We start from the raw sequence: 15982 nt of genomic DNA, 5'->3' as shown, positions 1-15982 counted from the left end.
GTCGAGTTTATTGTGCATAGCTATCGCGATGTCAATGCCCGGCTTAAGCTTGGGCGGCCGTTTTTTCTTGATATTTTACGAGACGGCATAGAGCTTTATGCTGAGCCGGGCTACCCGCTGGCTGATGCCGGCGCTATGACAGAAAAACAGCAATATGAAGAAGCGCAGAAATATTTTGACCAATATTATGAAGGCTCTCTAGCGCGGTTGGCCGGCGCAAGATTTTATTTTGAACGATCAAAAGGTGTAATGGGCATAGATATGCGATATGCCGCATTTGAGGCGCATCAGGCAACAGAAGCTATTTATCACTGCCTGTTGTTAACGCTGATGCTCTATAGCCCCAAACTGCATAATTTGCGCAAATTGCGCTCAATGGCCAATTTCCATGCGCCGGAGCTTATCTCGGTCTGGCCGGAAGATAAGCGCGCCTATAAGCGTTGTTTTGAGCTGTTGCGCCGCGCTTATGTTGAGGGGCGCTATTCGCCGCATTACAAGATTACCGCCTTGCAGTTACAATGGCTGTTTAGCCGCATTGAAATCTTGCAGGAGCGCGTCCGGCAAATATGTGCAGCGCATTTGCCATAAATAGCGGCTTTTGGGCAAGAGTTTCTATTGCCGCGCTTTGCGCTATATTTTCTCTACCTGCTTTGCTTACCCGGCAGGTTTTGTCGCAGCGCTTCATGCCAGGGCTGCAAGCCATAGAGACATTTTCATGCCGCGCCTGTTTGCTCGCCTGCTCATTGCCGCTCTTATCGCCGGGATTGGCGGCGGCCTGAGTGTGCATTATGCTTTGCGGCATTTTAACGGTTTTCACAAAGTGCAAATCGGCCTGTGGACAGCCTGGCCGCAGGCAGAGACAGAAGAGGCCGATGCTTATGTGCAGGCAAAAACCTTGCTGCGCGGCGATATTGCCCTTGGCCGGGCTGAGGGTTTGAGCTTTTATCTGAGCCGTGATGATGAGGGGCAGGCACTTAACGGCCGCTGCCGCTATATTATACACGGGCAAGTGCCCGAGGCGCGGTTTTTCACCCTTTATGCCATAGATAAAGAGCGCGTGCCGATAAAGGCAAAACAAAACTGGCCTGATAAATTATTGTCAACGGATATTATCCGCGATGAAAGCGGCGCTATCACCATTATATTGTCACCGCGTGTGCAGGACGGTAACTGGCTGGCCGTGCCCCGCGGCCCTTATGCCTTGCAGCTCAACCTTTATGATACGCCGATAACCGCCATGATCGGCCTTACCAAACCCTCCATGCCCTCTGTGGTAAAAATCAAGGAGAGGCATTGTGGCTAAATTGTTTTACGCCATATTATTGGGGCTTATTGGCGCCGTGCTTGTTCATCTTACCGTTTTGCTGCTTATCCTGCCTTATAGCGGCTCGGCCTTATGGACACGGCTTGGCCGGGAAACAGCGCTCTCACGCTTTGTCACCCTGCCGGCCAATAACCCTGTCAGTAAAACGGCCGACCCATTTTTCCGGCTGAAATTATGCCGCTTTAATCTGGAAGAAAGCCCCGTTCATCTCGCCGCCGCCGGTGATGTGCCTTTTTGGTCGCTTTCCATTTACAGCCAAAAGGGAGAAAATATTTACAGTATTAACAGCAATACAGCGCCCGATAATGTGCTGAATATAATTGCCGTTAACCCGCTGGAAATGATGGATTTCAAACATAATATGCCGGAAGCCTATACTGGCGCAGCGGTTGCCGCACTCAATAGCAGCAATAATTTTGCCATATTGCGCGCCCTTTTGCCCTCTGCCGACTGGCAAAAACAGGTGGAGGATTTTTTTGCCGGTGCCAAATGTGAGCGCATTGATTATTAAACTTTCTCAGGCGGCGGCCGCAATCCGGCTTCCCCGGCTCTATTGCGGCTCCCGTGCCTGTACCGCCGTGCGGGCGGGTGCCTTTCGGGCTGGCCGATACGGCTAATGCGGCACTCAGCTATCCCGCGCCTTTATTTAACCGGAGGGAGCGTATCGGCATCAAGCGGCCAGGAATTTACAGCAGTGATTATAAAGCAATGCACGCGCGGGTGTATGCTCAGGCTCACCTCGTGTACTCATGGTTTCTGAAAAACCTTTTTCATCGCAGTATCCCGAATCTGATATAATTTCTTTTAGCCGCGATTCTACTTTTGCCTTCTCCATTTTATAAGTTCTGTCGCGCTCTTCACGCGGCCTGTCTCTCTCTGCTCCTTTTCTTCCGCCGTTTTTCTGATGTCTCCCAAACGGAAATAAATTAGAACGAGAAAAGCTGCGATTATCGCTAAAAATACCCCTGATAAAACATATATCATTCCTCATTACATATCAAAAGCTGCCAGTTGCAGCAGCCCGGTTTCTGCCAAATCAGCAAAATTCTCAATTTCCACCAGCCAAATATCAGGGTCAAAATCCAGTTCCTGCTGTAATCTTGCATCTATAATCTCTCCTTCCCCCTGTAACAGCAGCATAAACAGCCGGTCGCCCCGCATTATTGCGGCATCATAAAAAATTTGCGGTGCCGGGCCATAAAGCGTGCTCAGGCCGCCGCCCCGGTTTTGGCGGATAAAAATTGCCCCTGCCTCTTCAGCCCCGCGGCGCGCCAAATAGGCAAAGCCGCCCTGCCGGCGCACATCGCGCATTAAGGCTGCTATCCAGAAATCCGAAGTCAAACGCATCACTATTCTCTGCCTGTTACAAAACAGATTTATGCCTGATAAAGCGCTATAGCGATTTTATCCCGGCTCCAACACTCTGAACAAACAGCCCAGACCCTGGCCGGCCAGGGCGGCAGCGCCTTTTACCAGTGCCTTTTCCGCCCGGCGATGCCGGGGGCTGAGCTTTTTTCCTGCGCGGTAATAAAATCGGCAATACTATCGCGCGGCTGCCTTTGTCGCCCAGGCGAAATGGCGGCAGGAGCAGCCTTATCCCCCTTATTATTGGTCAGCGCCTCAGTGCTGATAGCTTTTGCAACAAAGGGGCGGTTTTGCTCGCCCCCCGGCCCTGGCACGGCAAATTTATCCGCACGGGTAGAAAACAGGATCGGGCGGGAAATACTGCTTTGCCGGAAAAAAGCATTATAAGTAACTATGGCAAATATTATGGCAAACAGAGCCAGCCCCAAGGCCAAAGGCACATTTTTGCGGGAAAGGCGCCAAATATATTTGGTCAAAAGCTGTATTAACGCCCCAATGCCCAAAAACAGGCGCAAAATCCACGGCATTTTTGCCTTTTTGCCAAAATGGCTATTCTGTTTGTCCGGCATTGCGCTCTCTTGCATAATTTGCCCGTTACTGCTTTCTCTCTATGCTGCAAAAGCACCCTGTTTTTCATAAAGCCGATGATTCGCCCTGTCTTCACATCTATTTTAGATTTTTAAGGTAAATTTAATGATAAAGGCCTCTATAGGCGTCCTATGTTTAATTTTACAGTGTCAATACCGGTAAAGCCGGGGTGAAAGACTGGGCAAGTGATAAAATTGCTGTTTAAATCCGGGGTGTTTTTATGCCTGATATTTATTATTTTATCTTTTTTCCTGCCGGCGGGGAATAAACAGCCGGCTGATAGACAAGGCGAAACGGCCGGTATGTTTGCCACGGCCGCGGCTGTCGGCAGTTTGCTACAGGATATGGACGGTTTTTGCCGGCGCAATCCGCAGGCTTGCGCAACGGGTAAAAGTTTTTTTGGCCTGATGGCAGAAAAAGCCCGGCAGGGCGCCGCTTTTGCCTATCAATGGCTGGGCAGCGGTTTCCACAAAGGGGCAGAAAATACTGAGCAATATTTGGCCAAACAGGGGGAAATGCCGCAAAAAGCGGAGAGCAGCGCCGCTGCTGTGCCCGCTGCAATAGCGGCGAATAAGGCTGCACAGCCCACAGCCGCAGACGAAATAAAGCCGGCAAAGCCCGGCACTGTCAGCAGCCGGGCCGCACCGGATAAACATAAAATAAAGCGCAAACAGCAAAGCAAAAAACCGGCGGGCAAACAAGCGGGAAAAAGCGAGGGGCCAGGTGAAAAACGGCATTAAACGCAGCTTTATGCCGGGAAAGCCGGTTTTTCCTTGTATTATGCCTGGGCTTTGCTTACAAGCAGCCCGGAGCAAGCGCTCTGCTAATCGGCATATAAATCAGGCGCCGCTGCGGGTTACAAAATGCAAATAAAAATAGAAGAGATAGAAGCAGATTTTGCCTTGCTGGAAAATTGGGAAGAGCGCTACCGCTATATTATTGAACTTGGCGGCTCGCTTGCCCCTTATCCTGAGGCCGCGCGAGACGCCGCGCATAAACTGCGCGGCTGTGTCAGCCAGGTATGGCTGCTCTGCACGGCAAGCGGGGATAAAGACGACCCGGTTTTGCACTTTAAGGGGGATTCCGATGCCCATATTGTCAAAGGCTTGATCGCCATTGTGCTGGCGCTTTATTCCGGCCGGAAAGCCTCTGCCGTGCGACAGATTGACGCTGTTGCCAGATTAAAGCGCCTGGGGCTGGAAGAGCATTTGACCCCGCAGCGCTCTAACGGGCTGCGCGCCATGATAGGCCGTATCCGCGCAGAGGCTGAACAGAAATGCCCCGGAAGAAACGGGACAGAAGCGCCTGGATAAAAAAGCAAAAACCCGGCCTTTCGGCCGGGTCTGGAAATACGCGCCTCGATCGGCAGGCCTGACCGGCGCCGCTTTCAGGCATTACCGCCTTTGCCCTTACGCCCCAGCCCCATTTCCTTGGCCAGGTTAGAGCGCGCCTGAGCATAATCGGGCGCCACCATTGGATAATCAGCGCCCAAATCCCATTTTTCACGATATTGATCCGGCGTCATGCCGTAATGAGTCATTAAATGGCGCTTTAAAGATTTAAATTTTTTGCCGTCTTCAAGACAGATAATATATTCATCTGTAACAGAGCGCCTGGGATTAACGGCGGGTTTCAGTTTTTCCACCACAATTTCGTCACCCCTATTGGCGCCCACACGCGTCAGCGCGGCGTGAACATTGGCGATAATTTCAGGCAGATTACCGGATCCGCACTCATTTTTACTGACATAGGCAGAAACAATACCGGCAGTCAAAGCGATAAGATTGCCGTTATCATCTTCCTTTTTTATGTCCTGTCCATTCTCCCGCATATCCATAATATCTCCTGAACCTGATTTCGCCAGTCTCTGTTTCGCCCCCGCGCACCCCGCTCCGATTATAAGCAGACACCCTCTGTTGCTGTTATAAAGCGGTATCCCCCTCCCGAGTAAGAATGATAAACCCAATGATAAGAGGATTTAATCTTTGCTCACTTAATATCCTCTGTCTTTTTGTTTGTCAATAACACAAATAACAGGGCCGGTTTACTGTAAAAAGCAGGAAAAGAAAAAAACTTGCGCTAAAACTGTTGCAAAATAAGGCAAAAATGCCAAGGCCAGGCGGCAGGCCGCGGGTATTTTGCCCGGCTCAGGCAAGAATAAAAAGCCCCAAACAAATAAAAGCGGCACCAGAGCGCGCCGCTTGCTGTTTTTTATCGGGCAGGCAGTTTGGAACACGTCGCCGCCTGCCCGGCATAAACCGGCAATCACCACCTATCCGGCCGCTTTTTCATAAAGCTCCAGCACATAATCCCAGTTGACTAAATGATCCATAAAACTTTCCAGATATTTCGGCCGGGCATTGCGATAATCAATATAATAAGAGTGCTCCCACACATCGACACCCAAAAGCGGCAGGGCATCATGCACCAGCGGATTTTCGCCATTGAGCGTTTTCATCAGCGCCAGCCTGCCTTTATGCCAGACTAGCCACCCCCAGCCCGAGCCAAATTGCGCCGCCGCATTATTGATAAAATCGGTGCGGAATTTATCATAACCGCCCAAATCGGCCTGTATCGCTTTTTCAAGAGCGGCCGGCAGTTTTTTACCGCCGCCGCCTTTTTTCAACCATTTCCAAAAATGCAAATGATTATAGTGCTGGGCGGCATTATTAAACAGACCCTGATTCGCGCCGAAACTTTTTTTCACAATTTCTTCAAGGCTTTTTCCCTTCAGGCCGGATTCAGCCAGCAGCTTGTTGCCGTTGGTCACATAAGCCTGGTGATGTTTATCATGGTGATATTCCAGAGTTTCGCGCGACATATAAGGCGCCAGGGCATCATAATCATAAGGCAAAGGGGGCAATTCAAAGGTCATCGCAATTCTCCTGTCTGTTATGCTTTCCCTATTTATTGTCAAACGGGCACCGGCAGGCTGCAACCCGGCAGCGCCTGTAAGCCGCGGCCCGGCCCGGCATAAAAGCTCAAGACCAGCCGACAGCCTTTTTTACAGAGACAACAGGGCAAAATAAAGACAAATTCTGCCCAATGCACAGCCGGGCCGGCAGCGAGGGGCCTTGACTTTTCTGCCGGCAGCATAATTTCCTATGAACAAGCGGAGAAAGCGGCTCTGCCGTTTAAATTTGCTCTTATCCGGTGCGTGGCAAATAATGTGTAAAAACTGCAAAAATTTCTTTCTGCCTGTTATGGTTTTGCCGCTGGCTTTAACGGCCTGTATGCAGCCGCTTAATTCGCGCGAGCCATATTTGCTGCCGCAGGGGCAGGCCGCCTGGTTATGGGATTCTCCCCGCCCGCGGCATAATAATCCGCGCGATGCTATGGCTATTGGCGGCCAGCCTGTTGCCTGGCGGCGCGATATGATGTTTTTTTATCCGCAAATTTATGCCGCCCGCCAGGATAATGGTTATATTGTGCCGCAAATCCCTTATGCGCGGGTAAATCCGCAATATTTGCGGCAAATAGTGGATAATACAACCGGCGAGCAGCCCGGCACAATAGTGGTGGATCGCAAACGCCATTATCTTTATCTGGTGCTGAGAGATAATCTGGCCATTCGTTACGGCATTGGCATTGGCCGTGAAGGTTTTTCATGGCAAGGCACGGCCACTATCAACCGCAAGGCAGCCTGGCCGCAATGGAATGCAACTGCCGGCATGGTGCAAAGAGCCGGGAAAAACGGCGCTCTGTTACGCCGTCATTTTGACGGCCGGCTGGATAATCCCATGGCGGCGCGCGCCCTTTATATTGCCCGTTCAGGGCGCGATACATTATACCGTATTCACGGCACGCCGGAATGGTGGACTATTGGCAAAAATGTCGGCTCAGGCTGTTTCCGCATGTTTAATCAGGACATTATCGATCTTTATGACCGTGTACCGGCAGGGGCCAGAATTATTGTGCGCTAAATCCGGCGGCGAGAATATAAACAGCCTGCCTCTCCCGGCACAGACAGATTATCCTGAAAACGGCAAATTCCGGGCCGGAATTTGCGCAAAAAAATCAAAACAGACAAGGCCGAAGCCTATTGCCCTGACAAGGCGGTATAGCCTATAATAATGGCAGCGCTGCCTGTCCTGTCAACAGCGGCAGGGGCGCCGCACAAGCTTGTGCCGCAAAATATGTTTTGCATATTTCCAGCGGCAAAAGGAAGGATTATCCGGCAATGGTAACGGTGCCAGGCAAAGACAAAATGCAACGCAATGAGCAAAAAACAGCGCGGCTCTTTGCTGTTATGCAACGCGCCGATGACCCGGATATTGCGCGCGCAAGGCAACAGATAGAGGAAGATTTGCGCGGCGGCGCCACAGGCATTGCCGTTATTTTTGCCGGCGCGCCTAATGCCTGGCGCTTTGGCCTGCCCGCCCGGGCAGATATAATGGAAAAACTCTTTGACGGGATCGATCTGGCCAATTTGCATATTCGCATTGACAATCACCCTCACGGCCAGGCACTGACAGAAAAATGCGTTGAGTTTTTGCAAAAAAAGCGGCTTGAGCTGAAATCAACTCAAATCACTTTCAGCATTGATCCGATTGCCGTTTTGGCCAGCACCGGCCGGCTGAAAATGTCGCTGGCGGCGTTAAAAGCTTCGCTGCCGCAATCCATGTCGGCTTTTTTCTCTTCCGGCCTGCCGGGCATAGTGCTGGAGGCTGACGGCCGCCCCTTCCACAATGCCGGGGCAAGCCGGGCACAGGAAATCGGCGCCATGCTGGCTGTCGCCCACAGTCATTTGCAAATGGTGGAAGAAGGCCGCCATCATATTGCCTATGCCCTGCCGCATATTGGTTTTGCTACAGCTCTGGATCAGGATCCGGCGCGCAATATTGCCAAAATGCAGGTGCTGCAAATGCTCTGGCATAAATTGCAAAAAGACCATGGCATTGCCTCACCGGTTGCAGCGCCGATTCATGTTGAAACTTCCATGCGCATGATGACCAGGCGTGATTGCCTGACCAATATAAGCCGCGCCACTGCTGCCGCTTTGGCCGCCATTGCCGGCGGCGCTGTCTCATTGAGCGTTCTGCCTTATAGCCTGCCGCTTGGCCTGCCCAACGCCCAGGCGCGGCGCGTGGCGCGCAACTGCCCGCTGGTCTTCACCCGTGAAACCGCGCCGACAGCGCTGATTTCAGGCAGCGCCCTTACCCCCAATGCGGCGCTGGTAGAAAAGCTGGCCGCTGCCGCCTGGGAGGAATTCCGGTTTTTTGAGCAACAGGGCGGCATTTTGCCAAGCCTGGTAAATGGCAGCCTGATACGCCGTATCCATAAAGCGCAGGAATTGCGGCTCTCTGCTTATTTACGCAGTAAGCAGGCCCCTATTGACATTGCGGATTTTGCCGGCACAGCAGATAAAGGCGCCGCAATTTATGCACAAAAACCGGTTTCTTTTCAGGCAGAAGGCATAGAGCAATGCACGCCCTTGACCTTCTGCCGCACTGAGAGCCTGCTGGCAGGTGCCGCTGCCAATGCACCCGGGGAAACAGTCTGAGCCGGTTGCGCCCCTTTATGATTGCACACCCCCCCTGGGGAGAATTACCCTGATCGCCTGGTTGGAGTCTGCGTTAAACCCGGCTCTTTATGGTTGTTGCAATTCTTGTTGGGGAAATCGCCTGCCGGCGGCGGCCCGCTATATTTCCCGTGCCGCTTCTGCGGTCAAATGTCTCACAAATTGTGGAAGACGGGGTAAGGGCTTGACTTTCTCTGGAATAATAGAAAAATAGCAGCCCGAAACCGGGGAAATTCCATGCCTGCTATTCCAGATTCCACCTTGGCTGCCACAGCGGTTGAAGAGGCTTTGATTCGCCTGAATGCCGCGCCGCGCAATCGTGAGGAGGCTATTCGCGCTGTCGGTCAAATATTGGTTGAGGCCGGCGCGGTAGAACCTCCTTATATAGAGAGCATGCTCCGGCGCGAAACGCAGGCGGATACCTGGCTGGGCAGCGGTATTGCCATTCCCCACGGCATGATAGAGGACAAACATTATGTGCGGGCCGATAAAGTGGCGGTTTTGCAGGTGCCGCAAGGGGTAGAATGGTCACAGGGCGAAACTGCTTATCTTGTTTTCGGCATTGCCGCCCGCGGTGACGGCCATTTGGCGGTGTTGCGCCGTTTAACCGGATTGTTGCAACAGCCGCAAAAACTGCCTGAATTGTTTACCACGCATGACCCGGCCGCTATTGGCGCAGCTTTGTCTGACCCGGCAGGGGAAGCGGCAGCGGCCGAGGCGCCGGCGCATGATTTGGCAGAAATTGCTCTATGGCGGCTGGATTATCCCAATGGCCTGCATGCCCGCCCGGCTTCCCTGTGGATTGAGGCGGCAAAACAGGCAGACGCGCCGCTGCAAGTGCGGCTCGGCAATCAGGTTTCCGATATAAAAAGCCTGATCTCTTTACTGCAGCTTGGGGCAAAATGCGGTGATGAATTGTCTTTTTCTGCCGGCGGTGAACAGGCAGCGCAAAAACTTGCGGCCTTGATAAAGGCGGTAAAGGCCTTGAGCGCCGGTGAAAAACAACAGGCGCACCAGGCGGCCGAACAGCAGGCGAAGAGCCTGGCCAAAAGCTGGCAGCCGCCCTCAGGGCAGGCGCCGATAATCGGTGTGCCCGCCGCGCCCGGTCTGTCGGTCGGCATAATTTATCATAGCGCCGGGGCAGAGCCGGAAATAGAGGACAGGCCGCTGCCGCCGGCGCAAAGCGGCCTGTTGCTACAGCAGGCGCTGGAAAAAACCAGACAGCAAATGCAGGCTGTGATTGATGATATAACCCGCCGTCTTGGCCGTCAGGAAGCCGGCATATTTAAAGCGCAGGCAGATTTACTCAATGATGACGAGCTGATTACCAAAGCCTGCCGCTTGATATTGGCCGGGCGCGGCGCAGCCAGGGCCTGGGCTATAACAGTGCGGGAGGCAGCCGACAGGCTGGCCGGCATGGATAATCCCATATTGGCCGGGCGGGCAACAGATTTGCGCGATATTGGCAAGCGGGTGCTGGCAAATATGGCGCCGGCCGCGGCGGCAAACCCTGTGGCCGCTCTGCCCAAAGGGGAAAAGCTGATTATTGTGGCCGAGGATTTATCCCCTTCCGACACGGCTGCTCTGGATACGGCCTATATTTGCGGCCTGGCAACTATTGCCGGCGGACCAAGCTCACATAGTGCCATTCTGGCGCGCACCATAGGCCTGCCGGCAATAGCGGCGGCCGGCAAAAATCTGGCCGAAGTTCCAGCCGGCACCAAAGCTATTCTTAACGGCGATAGCGGTGCCTTATGGCTTGACCCGGCAGAGGAAGATATTGCCGCCGCCCGGGCGGAAATAGCCAGAATAAAGGCCGGGCAACAACGCCAGGCAGAGAGCCGCCGCCTGCCCGCCACCACGCCGGACGGGCATAATATTATTATTGCCGCCAATATTAACCGGCCGGATCAAGCAGCTTTTGCGCTGGATCAAGGGGCGGAGGCTGTTGGGCTGATGCGGACGGAATTTTTGTTTCTGGAGCGGGATTCCGCCCCAGATGAAGAGGAACAATATCACATTTATCGCGCTATGCTGAGCGCGCTTGGCAGCCGGCCGCTCATTATCCGCGCGCTGGATATTGGCGGTGACAAACAAGTGGCCTATCTCAATCTGCCGCGAGAGGATAATCCGTTTCTTGGCCGGCGCGGCGCCCGGCTGCTCCTGCACCGGCCTGATTTGCTTTACCCGCAATTAAGGGCGATTTACCGCGCGGCTGCGGGTGGCGGCGCTGTTTCTATTATGTTTCCGATGATCACAATGGCAGAAGAAATTATCCGGCTGAAAGATATAAGCGAAACTATTCGCCAAAGCCTGAATGCACCGCCCGTGCCGCTGGGTATTATGGTGGAAGTGCCGGCCGCTGCCATTGAGGCTGATAAATTAGCTGCTTATGCTGATTTTTTCTCTATCGGCACGAATGATTTAACCCAATATACTTTGGCGATGGATCGGCAAAATCCCGATCTTGCCGCCAAGGCAGACAGCCTGCACCCTGCTGTTTTGCGGCTGATAAAGCGCATTGTCGCCGGCGCCCGGCGTTATCGCCGCTTTGTCGGCGTTTGCGGCGGCCTGGCGGCTGATCCGTTTGGCGCGGTTTTGCTGGCCGGGCTGGGGGTAGATGAGCTGTCTATGACTCCGCGTGATATTGCTGCCGTCAAAGCGCAGATAAGGCGCACACCGCTTGGCCTGATGCGGGATTTGGCGCGGCAGGCCTGCCTCAGATCAAGCGCGGCAGAAGTGCGTGCTTTGGATAAAGGCCTGCCCGCCGATAAACCCGCAACGGCTGAGACTGCCGCGCCGGCAACGCAGCCGGACGAGCCGGGCGGGAAAGAGGTCTGAATGACAGAAGAAACTGCGATAAAAGCACCGATTTGTGCTCCCGTCACCTGCCTGGCGCTTAACCCCGCGCTTGATATGACCATTGGCCTGGACAGGCTGGCAACAGGTGCGGTCAACCGCGCCCAAAGCTGCACTACAATAGCGGGCGGCAAAGGTGTTAATGTCGCCGCCACTTTGGCGGCGGGCGGGGTTAAAACAGCGGTCACCGGTATTTTGGGTCGCGATAATGCCGATTTTTTTAACAGCTTTCTGGCCGGGCGCGGCATAGAAAATCACTTTCTCTATCAGGCAGGAGCGGTGCGCCGGAATATCAAGCTGGTTTCTGCCTTTGAGACGACCGATATTAACCTGCCCGGCCTTTCGGCCGACCCGGTTTTGCTGGAACAACTGCGCTCTATTCTGGCAGCGGCCAAAAGCCGCTTTCTGGTTTTGGCAGGCAGTGTGCCGCCGCATTGCCCGGATAGTTTTTACGCTGATTTTTTGCAGTTTTATGCCCGGCAGAGCGGCGCGCAAAAAGCCAGATGCGTGGCAGATTGCAGCGGCGCGGCGTTGAAAGCGCTGTTAAGCGGTGCGGCGCGTCCCTTTTGCATTAAACCCAATAGAGAAGAGCTGGCCGAATGGTCGGGCAAAAAATTAACCGATCAGGCGGAAATTTTGCAGGAAGCGCGCCGCCTCGCCGCGAGCGGCATTGCTTTGGTTGCTGTTTCCATGGGCGCTGAGGGAGCACTGTTTGTAACCGAGGCAGCAGCTTGTTGCGCCCGGATTACTCTGGACAAAGTGGCCAGCACAGTTGGCGCCGGCGATGCTATGGTAGCCGGCCTTATCAAGGCTCTGCTGGAGCAGACAGAAAGCGACATAATAACAGCGGCCGAGCTGGAAAATATTGCCGGAAGCGCAACTTTATGGGCTGGGGCCAAGCTGGAATGTGCCGGCCCGGCTTTACCAAAGCCCGCCCGCCTGCATGCTCTGGCGCAAAATTTGTGCTGCCGGCGGCTCTATTGAAAAACGGGGTTATATTATGAAATTATTTGCCGTTATTGATGAAGCCGATGCCCCTGTTCTGGCGATTCTGGCGCAGGAAATGCTGCTGCATGCAGCCGGGGAAAAAGGCTTTGAAATAGAAATATACAGGCGCAACGGCAGTGCTGTGCCCAATATCTCCCCGGCCTGGCAGAACGGTGATATTATGCTGCTTGTGGGCAGCCGGCAAGGGGAAGAAAACAAGCCGGCCTGGGCGGCCGGATTTTCCGGCCCGATTATCGCGGCGACCCGCGAGGATATATTCAACCGGTCTGCGGCTTTATGGCGGCAGATAGAACAGGCGGCGGGTAAATCTGCGGCCGCGCCGGGTGAAAGGGCGATAAAGGACGCGGGCGGGCGGGCAGCGATTGATGGCTCCGCGGCGATTGGCGGCAATCCCTCCGTGCCGCATAAGGGCGAAACCGCTGCCCGAAAGGTGCAAAAACTTGTTGCCGTTACCTCTTGTCCTACCGGCATTGCGCATACTTTTATGGCAGCGGAAGCTTTGATGACAGGTGCCAAGGCGCTGGGGCTGACTATCAGGGTAGAAACACAAGGCTCTGTCGGCGCCGGCACGCCGCTAAGCGAAGAGGAAATCAGCGCGGCCGATCTGGTGATTATTGCGGCCGATCGCGAGGTGGAACGCAGCCGCTTTAACGGCAAATATGTCTATAGCAGCGGCACCAAAGCCGCTATCGCCAATGGCAAAGCCTATATTCAAACCGCTATTGACCGGGCAGAGCGGCAAAATGCCGGCTCTAACCCCGGCGCAGCAGCACAGGCAGCAGGCGGACAAAAAGGTAAAAACGGCTTTTACGCGCCGCTTATGACCGGTGTTTCCTTTATGCTGCCTTTCGTGGTGGCGGGCGGTCTGCTTATTGCCCTTGGGCTGGCGCTGGGCGGCGTTAATGTTGAAGAGCAAAACGGCAGTTTTGCCCATATATTATGGCAAATCGGCGCGCGCAATGTTTTTCCGCTTATTGTGCCGGTGCTTGCCGGCTATATTGCCTTTGCCATTGGCGACAGGCCGGCTCTGGCGCCCGGCATGGTTGGCGGCTTTGTTTCCGATCAGATTGGCGCCGGTTTTATCGGCGGCATTATTGCCGGCTTTCTGGCGGGCTATATCAGCAGAGCCGCCGCGCATTATATCCGCCTGCCGCGAACAATAGAAGGGCTAAAACCCGTGCTGATTTTGCCGCTTTTATGCACGGCGGCCACCGGGCTTATTCTGTTTTATGTTATTCAGGCGCCGACAACAGCGCTGCTGCATATGCTGACCGATTGGGTGCGCGGGCTGGAGGCGCAAAGTAATGGCGCCATAATCAATGCCTTGCTGCTGGGAGCGTTGATTGGCGGCATGATGGCGGTAGATATGGGCGGCCCGGTGAACAAAGCCGCTTATACAGTGGCTATCGGCCTGTTATCGGTAAAAATTTACACTCCTATGGCGGCGGCCATGCTTGGCGGCATGACACCGCCTATGGCGCTGGCGCTGGCCTGTTATATGCGGCCGCGCTGCTTCACCACAAAAGAGCGGGAATCATCGGCCGCGACTTTTATTATGGGGCTGTCTTTTATCAGTGAAGGTGCCATTCCCTTTGCCACGCGTGATCCGCTGCGGGTTATCCCCTGCCTGATTATCGGCTCAGCCTTTGCCGGCGCTGTCGCTTTATTGGCCGGCACCGGTATTATTGTGCCGCATGGCGGCATTTTCCTGCTGCCTATTAAAGGCGCCATTATCAATTATGGCGGTTATTTTATGGCGCTTGTCAGCGGCGCTATAGTCAGCGCCTGCTGCCTTTGCCTGATTTGCCGCCCGCTGCCGAAAGAGCAAAACCAGCCGCCCGCTGTCAAAAGAGCAAACGGCCTCTGATAAGTTATATTTATTGGGGCGTGCAGATTTTCTTGGCCTCTCGTTGCGGCCTGACCATACTTTCCGGTTGACTGCGGCAGGTCGGCAGTTCTGCCGCCGCCATTGCTGCCAGACATCGCCGCTGCTGCCCTTATTGCCGGCTGCGGCCGGTTTGGCCATAGCTTCAGAGTGAGGCAATGCACTATATGCGGAGTTGCGGCCTGGCCATATTTTCGGTGTGCTATATTTGTTAACCGCAATTCAAAGGAGTTCGGCTTATTGCGATTTGGCCATATTTTTCTCAGACCGCCCGGTAAAAGCAGCCCGGCTGCCTTTGCCCGGCAGGCAAAATAGCGATTGCGCCCTTAAAAAACCGCAAATATTTTTCATAAGCATAATCGGGTGAGTTATCGGCGCTTTGATACAAGCAAAGCGGCCGCAGGTGGGGTTTTCAGCAGGCATAATTATTGGTTATTGTGCCTGCCATTTGTATAAAAGGCTGGCGGAGCATTATCGCACCGCCGGGCAATAGCATTAAGGCGCGGCTCAAAGGCGGCGCACCACGCTGGAAGAGTTCCGGCAGCTTTCTATTTATTACACGAATTTTTATAAAACCGACCAATCTCTGCGAGAAAACTGTCATGCAAAAATTTTCCCCGGCAGAACTTGCCGTTTTATTTGCCAATATTGAAGTTGATGATGAAATAGATTTGGCAGCCTCTCTCCCCGGCCGTGTAGATTTTGCCTGCTCTGTGGGGACAAGACGGGCCTGCTATTATATGGCGCTGCAACTGTTAAATACTTATGTAGACATACCGGCTTTCCGCCGTCTCGTTGCAACTATTATCGCACAGCGCGCGGCTGATGCGGATCAGATCGCCGCTTATAGAAAGGCGCGCACCTGCTTTAAACATATGCGCTTTTGCTGCGCCAATTTTGACGCCCGGCACCGTTATCCGCAGCATTTAAATGCTATAATCGTAACGCAGGGGCGTCTTCAGGACGCTATTATAAACCGGCAAAAAGCCAGAATAGTGCTGCTCGGCTCACAGTTGTGGCTTATGCTGTCGCCTGTTTCCTGTTATTTTCTGCGGCAAAGGCTGGCGGCTTATCGCCCAGGCAGCGATAAACGCTATTATCGCCGGCTGAACCGGGAAAATGGGCGCCTGGCACAATTTCTGACGCGAGAGCCGCTGGCCGGCACGGGGGAAGAGCTGCACTCTCTGCGTAAAATTATCAGCCGCCGTGTGGCTCTTAATGATGCGCTGCGGTCTTTGCGGCCCAGTGCCGGGCTTGATGCTGTTTCCCTCTATTTGGCCTCTTTAAACGGCATGTTGGGCGATGTGCATGATGATCTGATAAAATGGGACGCAGCCGGCACTATTGATTACAAGCGTCATGTTTTTACCTTGCCCCCGGCTATTGCCGATCGCCTCAAAATCTTCTCCAATAGCCAAATTCGGTATAGCCC

General features: G+C 53.8%; 16 protein-coding genes. 11 read left to right on the top strand and 5 right to left on the bottom strand.

Going from position 1 to position 15982, the window contains the following annotated elements:
* From DPQ22_RS00505 to DPQ22_RS00495, 3 genes are all read left to right on the top strand, one after another.
* Positions 1–588 (top strand): HEPN domain-containing protein (locus DPQ22_RS00505; RefSeq protein WP_150212630.1); only part of this gene is annotated, 588 nt, incomplete at its 5' end.
* 10 nt (positions 589–598) lie between these two features.
* Positions 599–1303: a DUF1214 domain-containing protein gene (locus DPQ22_RS00500; protein ID WP_150212629.1), complete on the top strand. Its 705-nt coding sequence runs from the start codon at positions 599–601 to the stop codon at positions 1301–1303.
* Positions 1296–1835 carry a DUF1254 domain-containing protein gene (locus tag DPQ22_RS00495; protein WP_150212628.1) on the top strand — a complete coding sequence of 180 codons (540 nt, stop codon included), beginning with the start codon at positions 1296–1298 and terminating at the stop codon, positions 1833–1835. The genes DPQ22_RS00500 and DPQ22_RS00495 overlap by 8 nt, the downstream gene beginning before the upstream one ends.
* Positions 1836–1994: 159 nt before the next feature.
* On the opposite strand, the gene DPQ22_RS08705 is transcribed toward DPQ22_RS00495, so the two are convergent.
* From DPQ22_RS08705 to DPQ22_RS00485, 3 genes are all read right to left on the bottom strand, one after another.
* Positions 1995–2315 (bottom strand): hypothetical protein, encoded by a 321-nt coding sequence (locus DPQ22_RS08705; RefSeq protein ID WP_190323072.1) that lies wholly within the window; start codon positions 2313–2315, stop codon positions 1995–1997.
* Positions 2315–2671 (bottom strand): DUF1491 family protein, encoded by a 357-nt coding sequence (locus DPQ22_RS00490; protein ID WP_150212627.1) that lies wholly within the window; start codon positions 2669–2671, stop codon positions 2315–2317. Before DPQ22_RS00490 ends, DPQ22_RS08705 begins: the two co-directional genes overlap by 1 nt.
* A gap of 122 nt (positions 2672–2793) precedes the next feature.
* Positions 2794–3258: a hypothetical protein gene (locus tag DPQ22_RS00485; RefSeq protein ID WP_150212626.1), complete on the bottom strand. Its 465-nt coding sequence runs from the start codon at positions 3256–3258 to the stop codon at positions 2794–2796.
* Positions 3259–3462: 204 nt separating this feature from the next.
* Here DPQ22_RS00485 and DPQ22_RS00480 point away from each other — a divergent pair, with 204 nt between their 5' ends.
* Complete coding sequence (locus tag DPQ22_RS00480; protein ID WP_150212625.1) at positions 3463–4017, top strand: DUF5330 domain-containing protein; 555 nt, start codon at positions 3463–3465, stop codon at positions 4015–4017.
* Between the two features lie 123 nt (positions 4018–4140).
* A complete protein-coding gene (locus tag DPQ22_RS00475; protein ID WP_150212624.1) occupies positions 4141–4590 on the top strand; it encodes a SufE family protein in 450 nt (149 codons plus the stop codon).
* A 74-nt stretch (positions 4591–4664) separates the two neighbouring features.
* On the opposite strand, the gene DPQ22_RS00470 is transcribed toward DPQ22_RS00475, so the two are convergent.
* Both DPQ22_RS00470 and DPQ22_RS00465 read right to left on the bottom strand, forming a co-directional pair.
* Complete coding sequence (locus DPQ22_RS00470; protein ID WP_150212633.1) at positions 4665–5108, bottom strand: MucR family transcriptional regulator; 444 nt, start codon at positions 5106–5108, stop codon at positions 4665–4667.
* Between the two features lie 441 nt (positions 5109–5549).
* Positions 5550–6152: a superoxide dismutase gene (locus tag DPQ22_RS00465; RefSeq protein WP_150212623.1), complete on the bottom strand. Its 603-nt coding sequence runs from the start codon at positions 6150–6152 to the stop codon at positions 5550–5552.
* Between the two features lie 292 nt (positions 6153–6444).
* Between DPQ22_RS00465 and DPQ22_RS00460 the strand changes: the two genes are divergently transcribed.
* From DPQ22_RS00460 to DPQ22_RS00435, 6 genes are all read left to right on the top strand, one after another.
* The gene (locus DPQ22_RS00460; RefSeq protein WP_210244003.1) at positions 6445–7200 is read left to right on the top strand and encodes a L,D-transpeptidase; all 756 of its coding nucleotides are present in this window, start codon (positions 6445–6447) and stop codon (positions 7198–7200) included.
* 257 nt (positions 7201–7457) lie between these two features.
* Positions 7458–8780 (top strand): methylmalonyl-CoA mutase family protein, encoded by a 1323-nt coding sequence (locus DPQ22_RS00455; RefSeq protein ID WP_150212622.1) that lies wholly within the window; start codon positions 7458–7460, stop codon positions 8778–8780.
* Between the two features lie 255 nt (positions 8781–9035).
* Entirely contained in the window at positions 9036–11639 is a 2604-nt protein-coding gene (gene ptsP / locus DPQ22_RS00450; protein WP_150212621.1) for a phosphoenolpyruvate--protein phosphotransferase, read from the top strand.
* Complete coding sequence (locus DPQ22_RS00445; protein WP_150212620.1) at positions 11640–12641, top strand: 1-phosphofructokinase family hexose kinase; 1002 nt, start codon at positions 11640–11642, stop codon at positions 12639–12641. It begins immediately after the preceding gene.
* Between the two features lie 16 nt (positions 12642–12657).
* A complete protein-coding gene (locus DPQ22_RS00440; protein ID WP_210244002.1) occupies positions 12658–14532 on the top strand; it encodes a PTS fructose transporter subunit IIC in 1875 nt (624 codons plus the stop codon).
* Between the two features lie 620 nt (positions 14533–15152).
* Positions 15153–15982, top strand: an 830-nt coding sequence (locus tag DPQ22_RS00435) for a hypothetical protein (protein WP_150212619.1), incomplete at its 3' end; no start/stop codon positions are given.

Source organism: Candidatus Tokpelaia sp. (assembly GCF_008636115.1).
In the GTDB taxonomy this organism is placed as follows: domain Bacteria; phylum Pseudomonadota; class Alphaproteobacteria; order Rhizobiales; family Rhizobiaceae; genus QLZD01.
The sequence above is the reverse complement of the archived record's forward strand: the minus strand, read 5'-3'. Positions and strand labels throughout refer to the sequence as shown.

What these genes read in the sequence shown, in the direction of transcription:
- DPQ22_RS00455 (WP_150212622.1), top strand. Translation starts at nt 7,458, where the DNA reads ATGGTAACGGTGCCAGGCAAAGACAAAATGCAACGCAATGAGCAAAAA.
- DPQ22_RS00445 (WP_150212620.1), top strand. Translation starts at nt 11,640, where the DNA reads ATGACAGAAGAAACTGCGATAAAAGCACCGATTTGTGCTCCCGTCACC.
- DPQ22_RS00465 (WP_150212623.1), bottom strand. Translation starts at nt 6,152, where the DNA reads ATGACCTTTGAATTGCCCCCTTTGCCTTATGATTATGATGCCCTGGCG.
- DPQ22_RS08705 (WP_190323072.1), bottom strand. Translation starts at nt 2,315, where the DNA reads ATGAGGAATGATATATGTTTTATCAGGGGTATTTTTAGCGATAATCGC.
- DPQ22_RS00440 (WP_210244002.1), top strand. Translation starts at nt 12,658, where the DNA reads ATGAAATTATTTGCCGTTATTGATGAAGCCGATGCCCCTGTTCTGGCG.
- DPQ22_RS00475 (WP_150212624.1), top strand. Translation starts at nt 4,141, where the DNA reads ATGCAAATAAAAATAGAAGAGATAGAAGCAGATTTTGCCTTGCTGGAA.
- DPQ22_RS00490 (WP_150212627.1), bottom strand. Translation starts at nt 2,671, where the DNA reads ATGCGTTTGACTTCGGATTTCTGGATAGCAGCCTTAATGCGCGATGTG.
- ptsP (WP_150212621.1), top strand. Translation starts at nt 9,036, where the DNA reads ATGCCTGCTATTCCAGATTCCACCTTGGCTGCCACAGCGGTTGAAGAG.
- DPQ22_RS00470 (WP_150212633.1), bottom strand. Translation starts at nt 5,108, where the DNA reads ATGCGGGAGAATGGACAGGACATAAAAAAGGAAGATGATAACGGCAAT.
- DPQ22_RS00485 (WP_150212626.1), bottom strand. Translation starts at nt 3,258, where the DNA reads ATGCCGGACAAACAGAATAGCCATTTTGGCAAAAAGGCAAAAATGCCG.
- DPQ22_RS00460 (WP_210244003.1), top strand. Translation starts at nt 6,445, where the DNA reads ATGTGTAAAAACTGCAAAAATTTCTTTCTGCCTGTTATGGTTTTGCCG.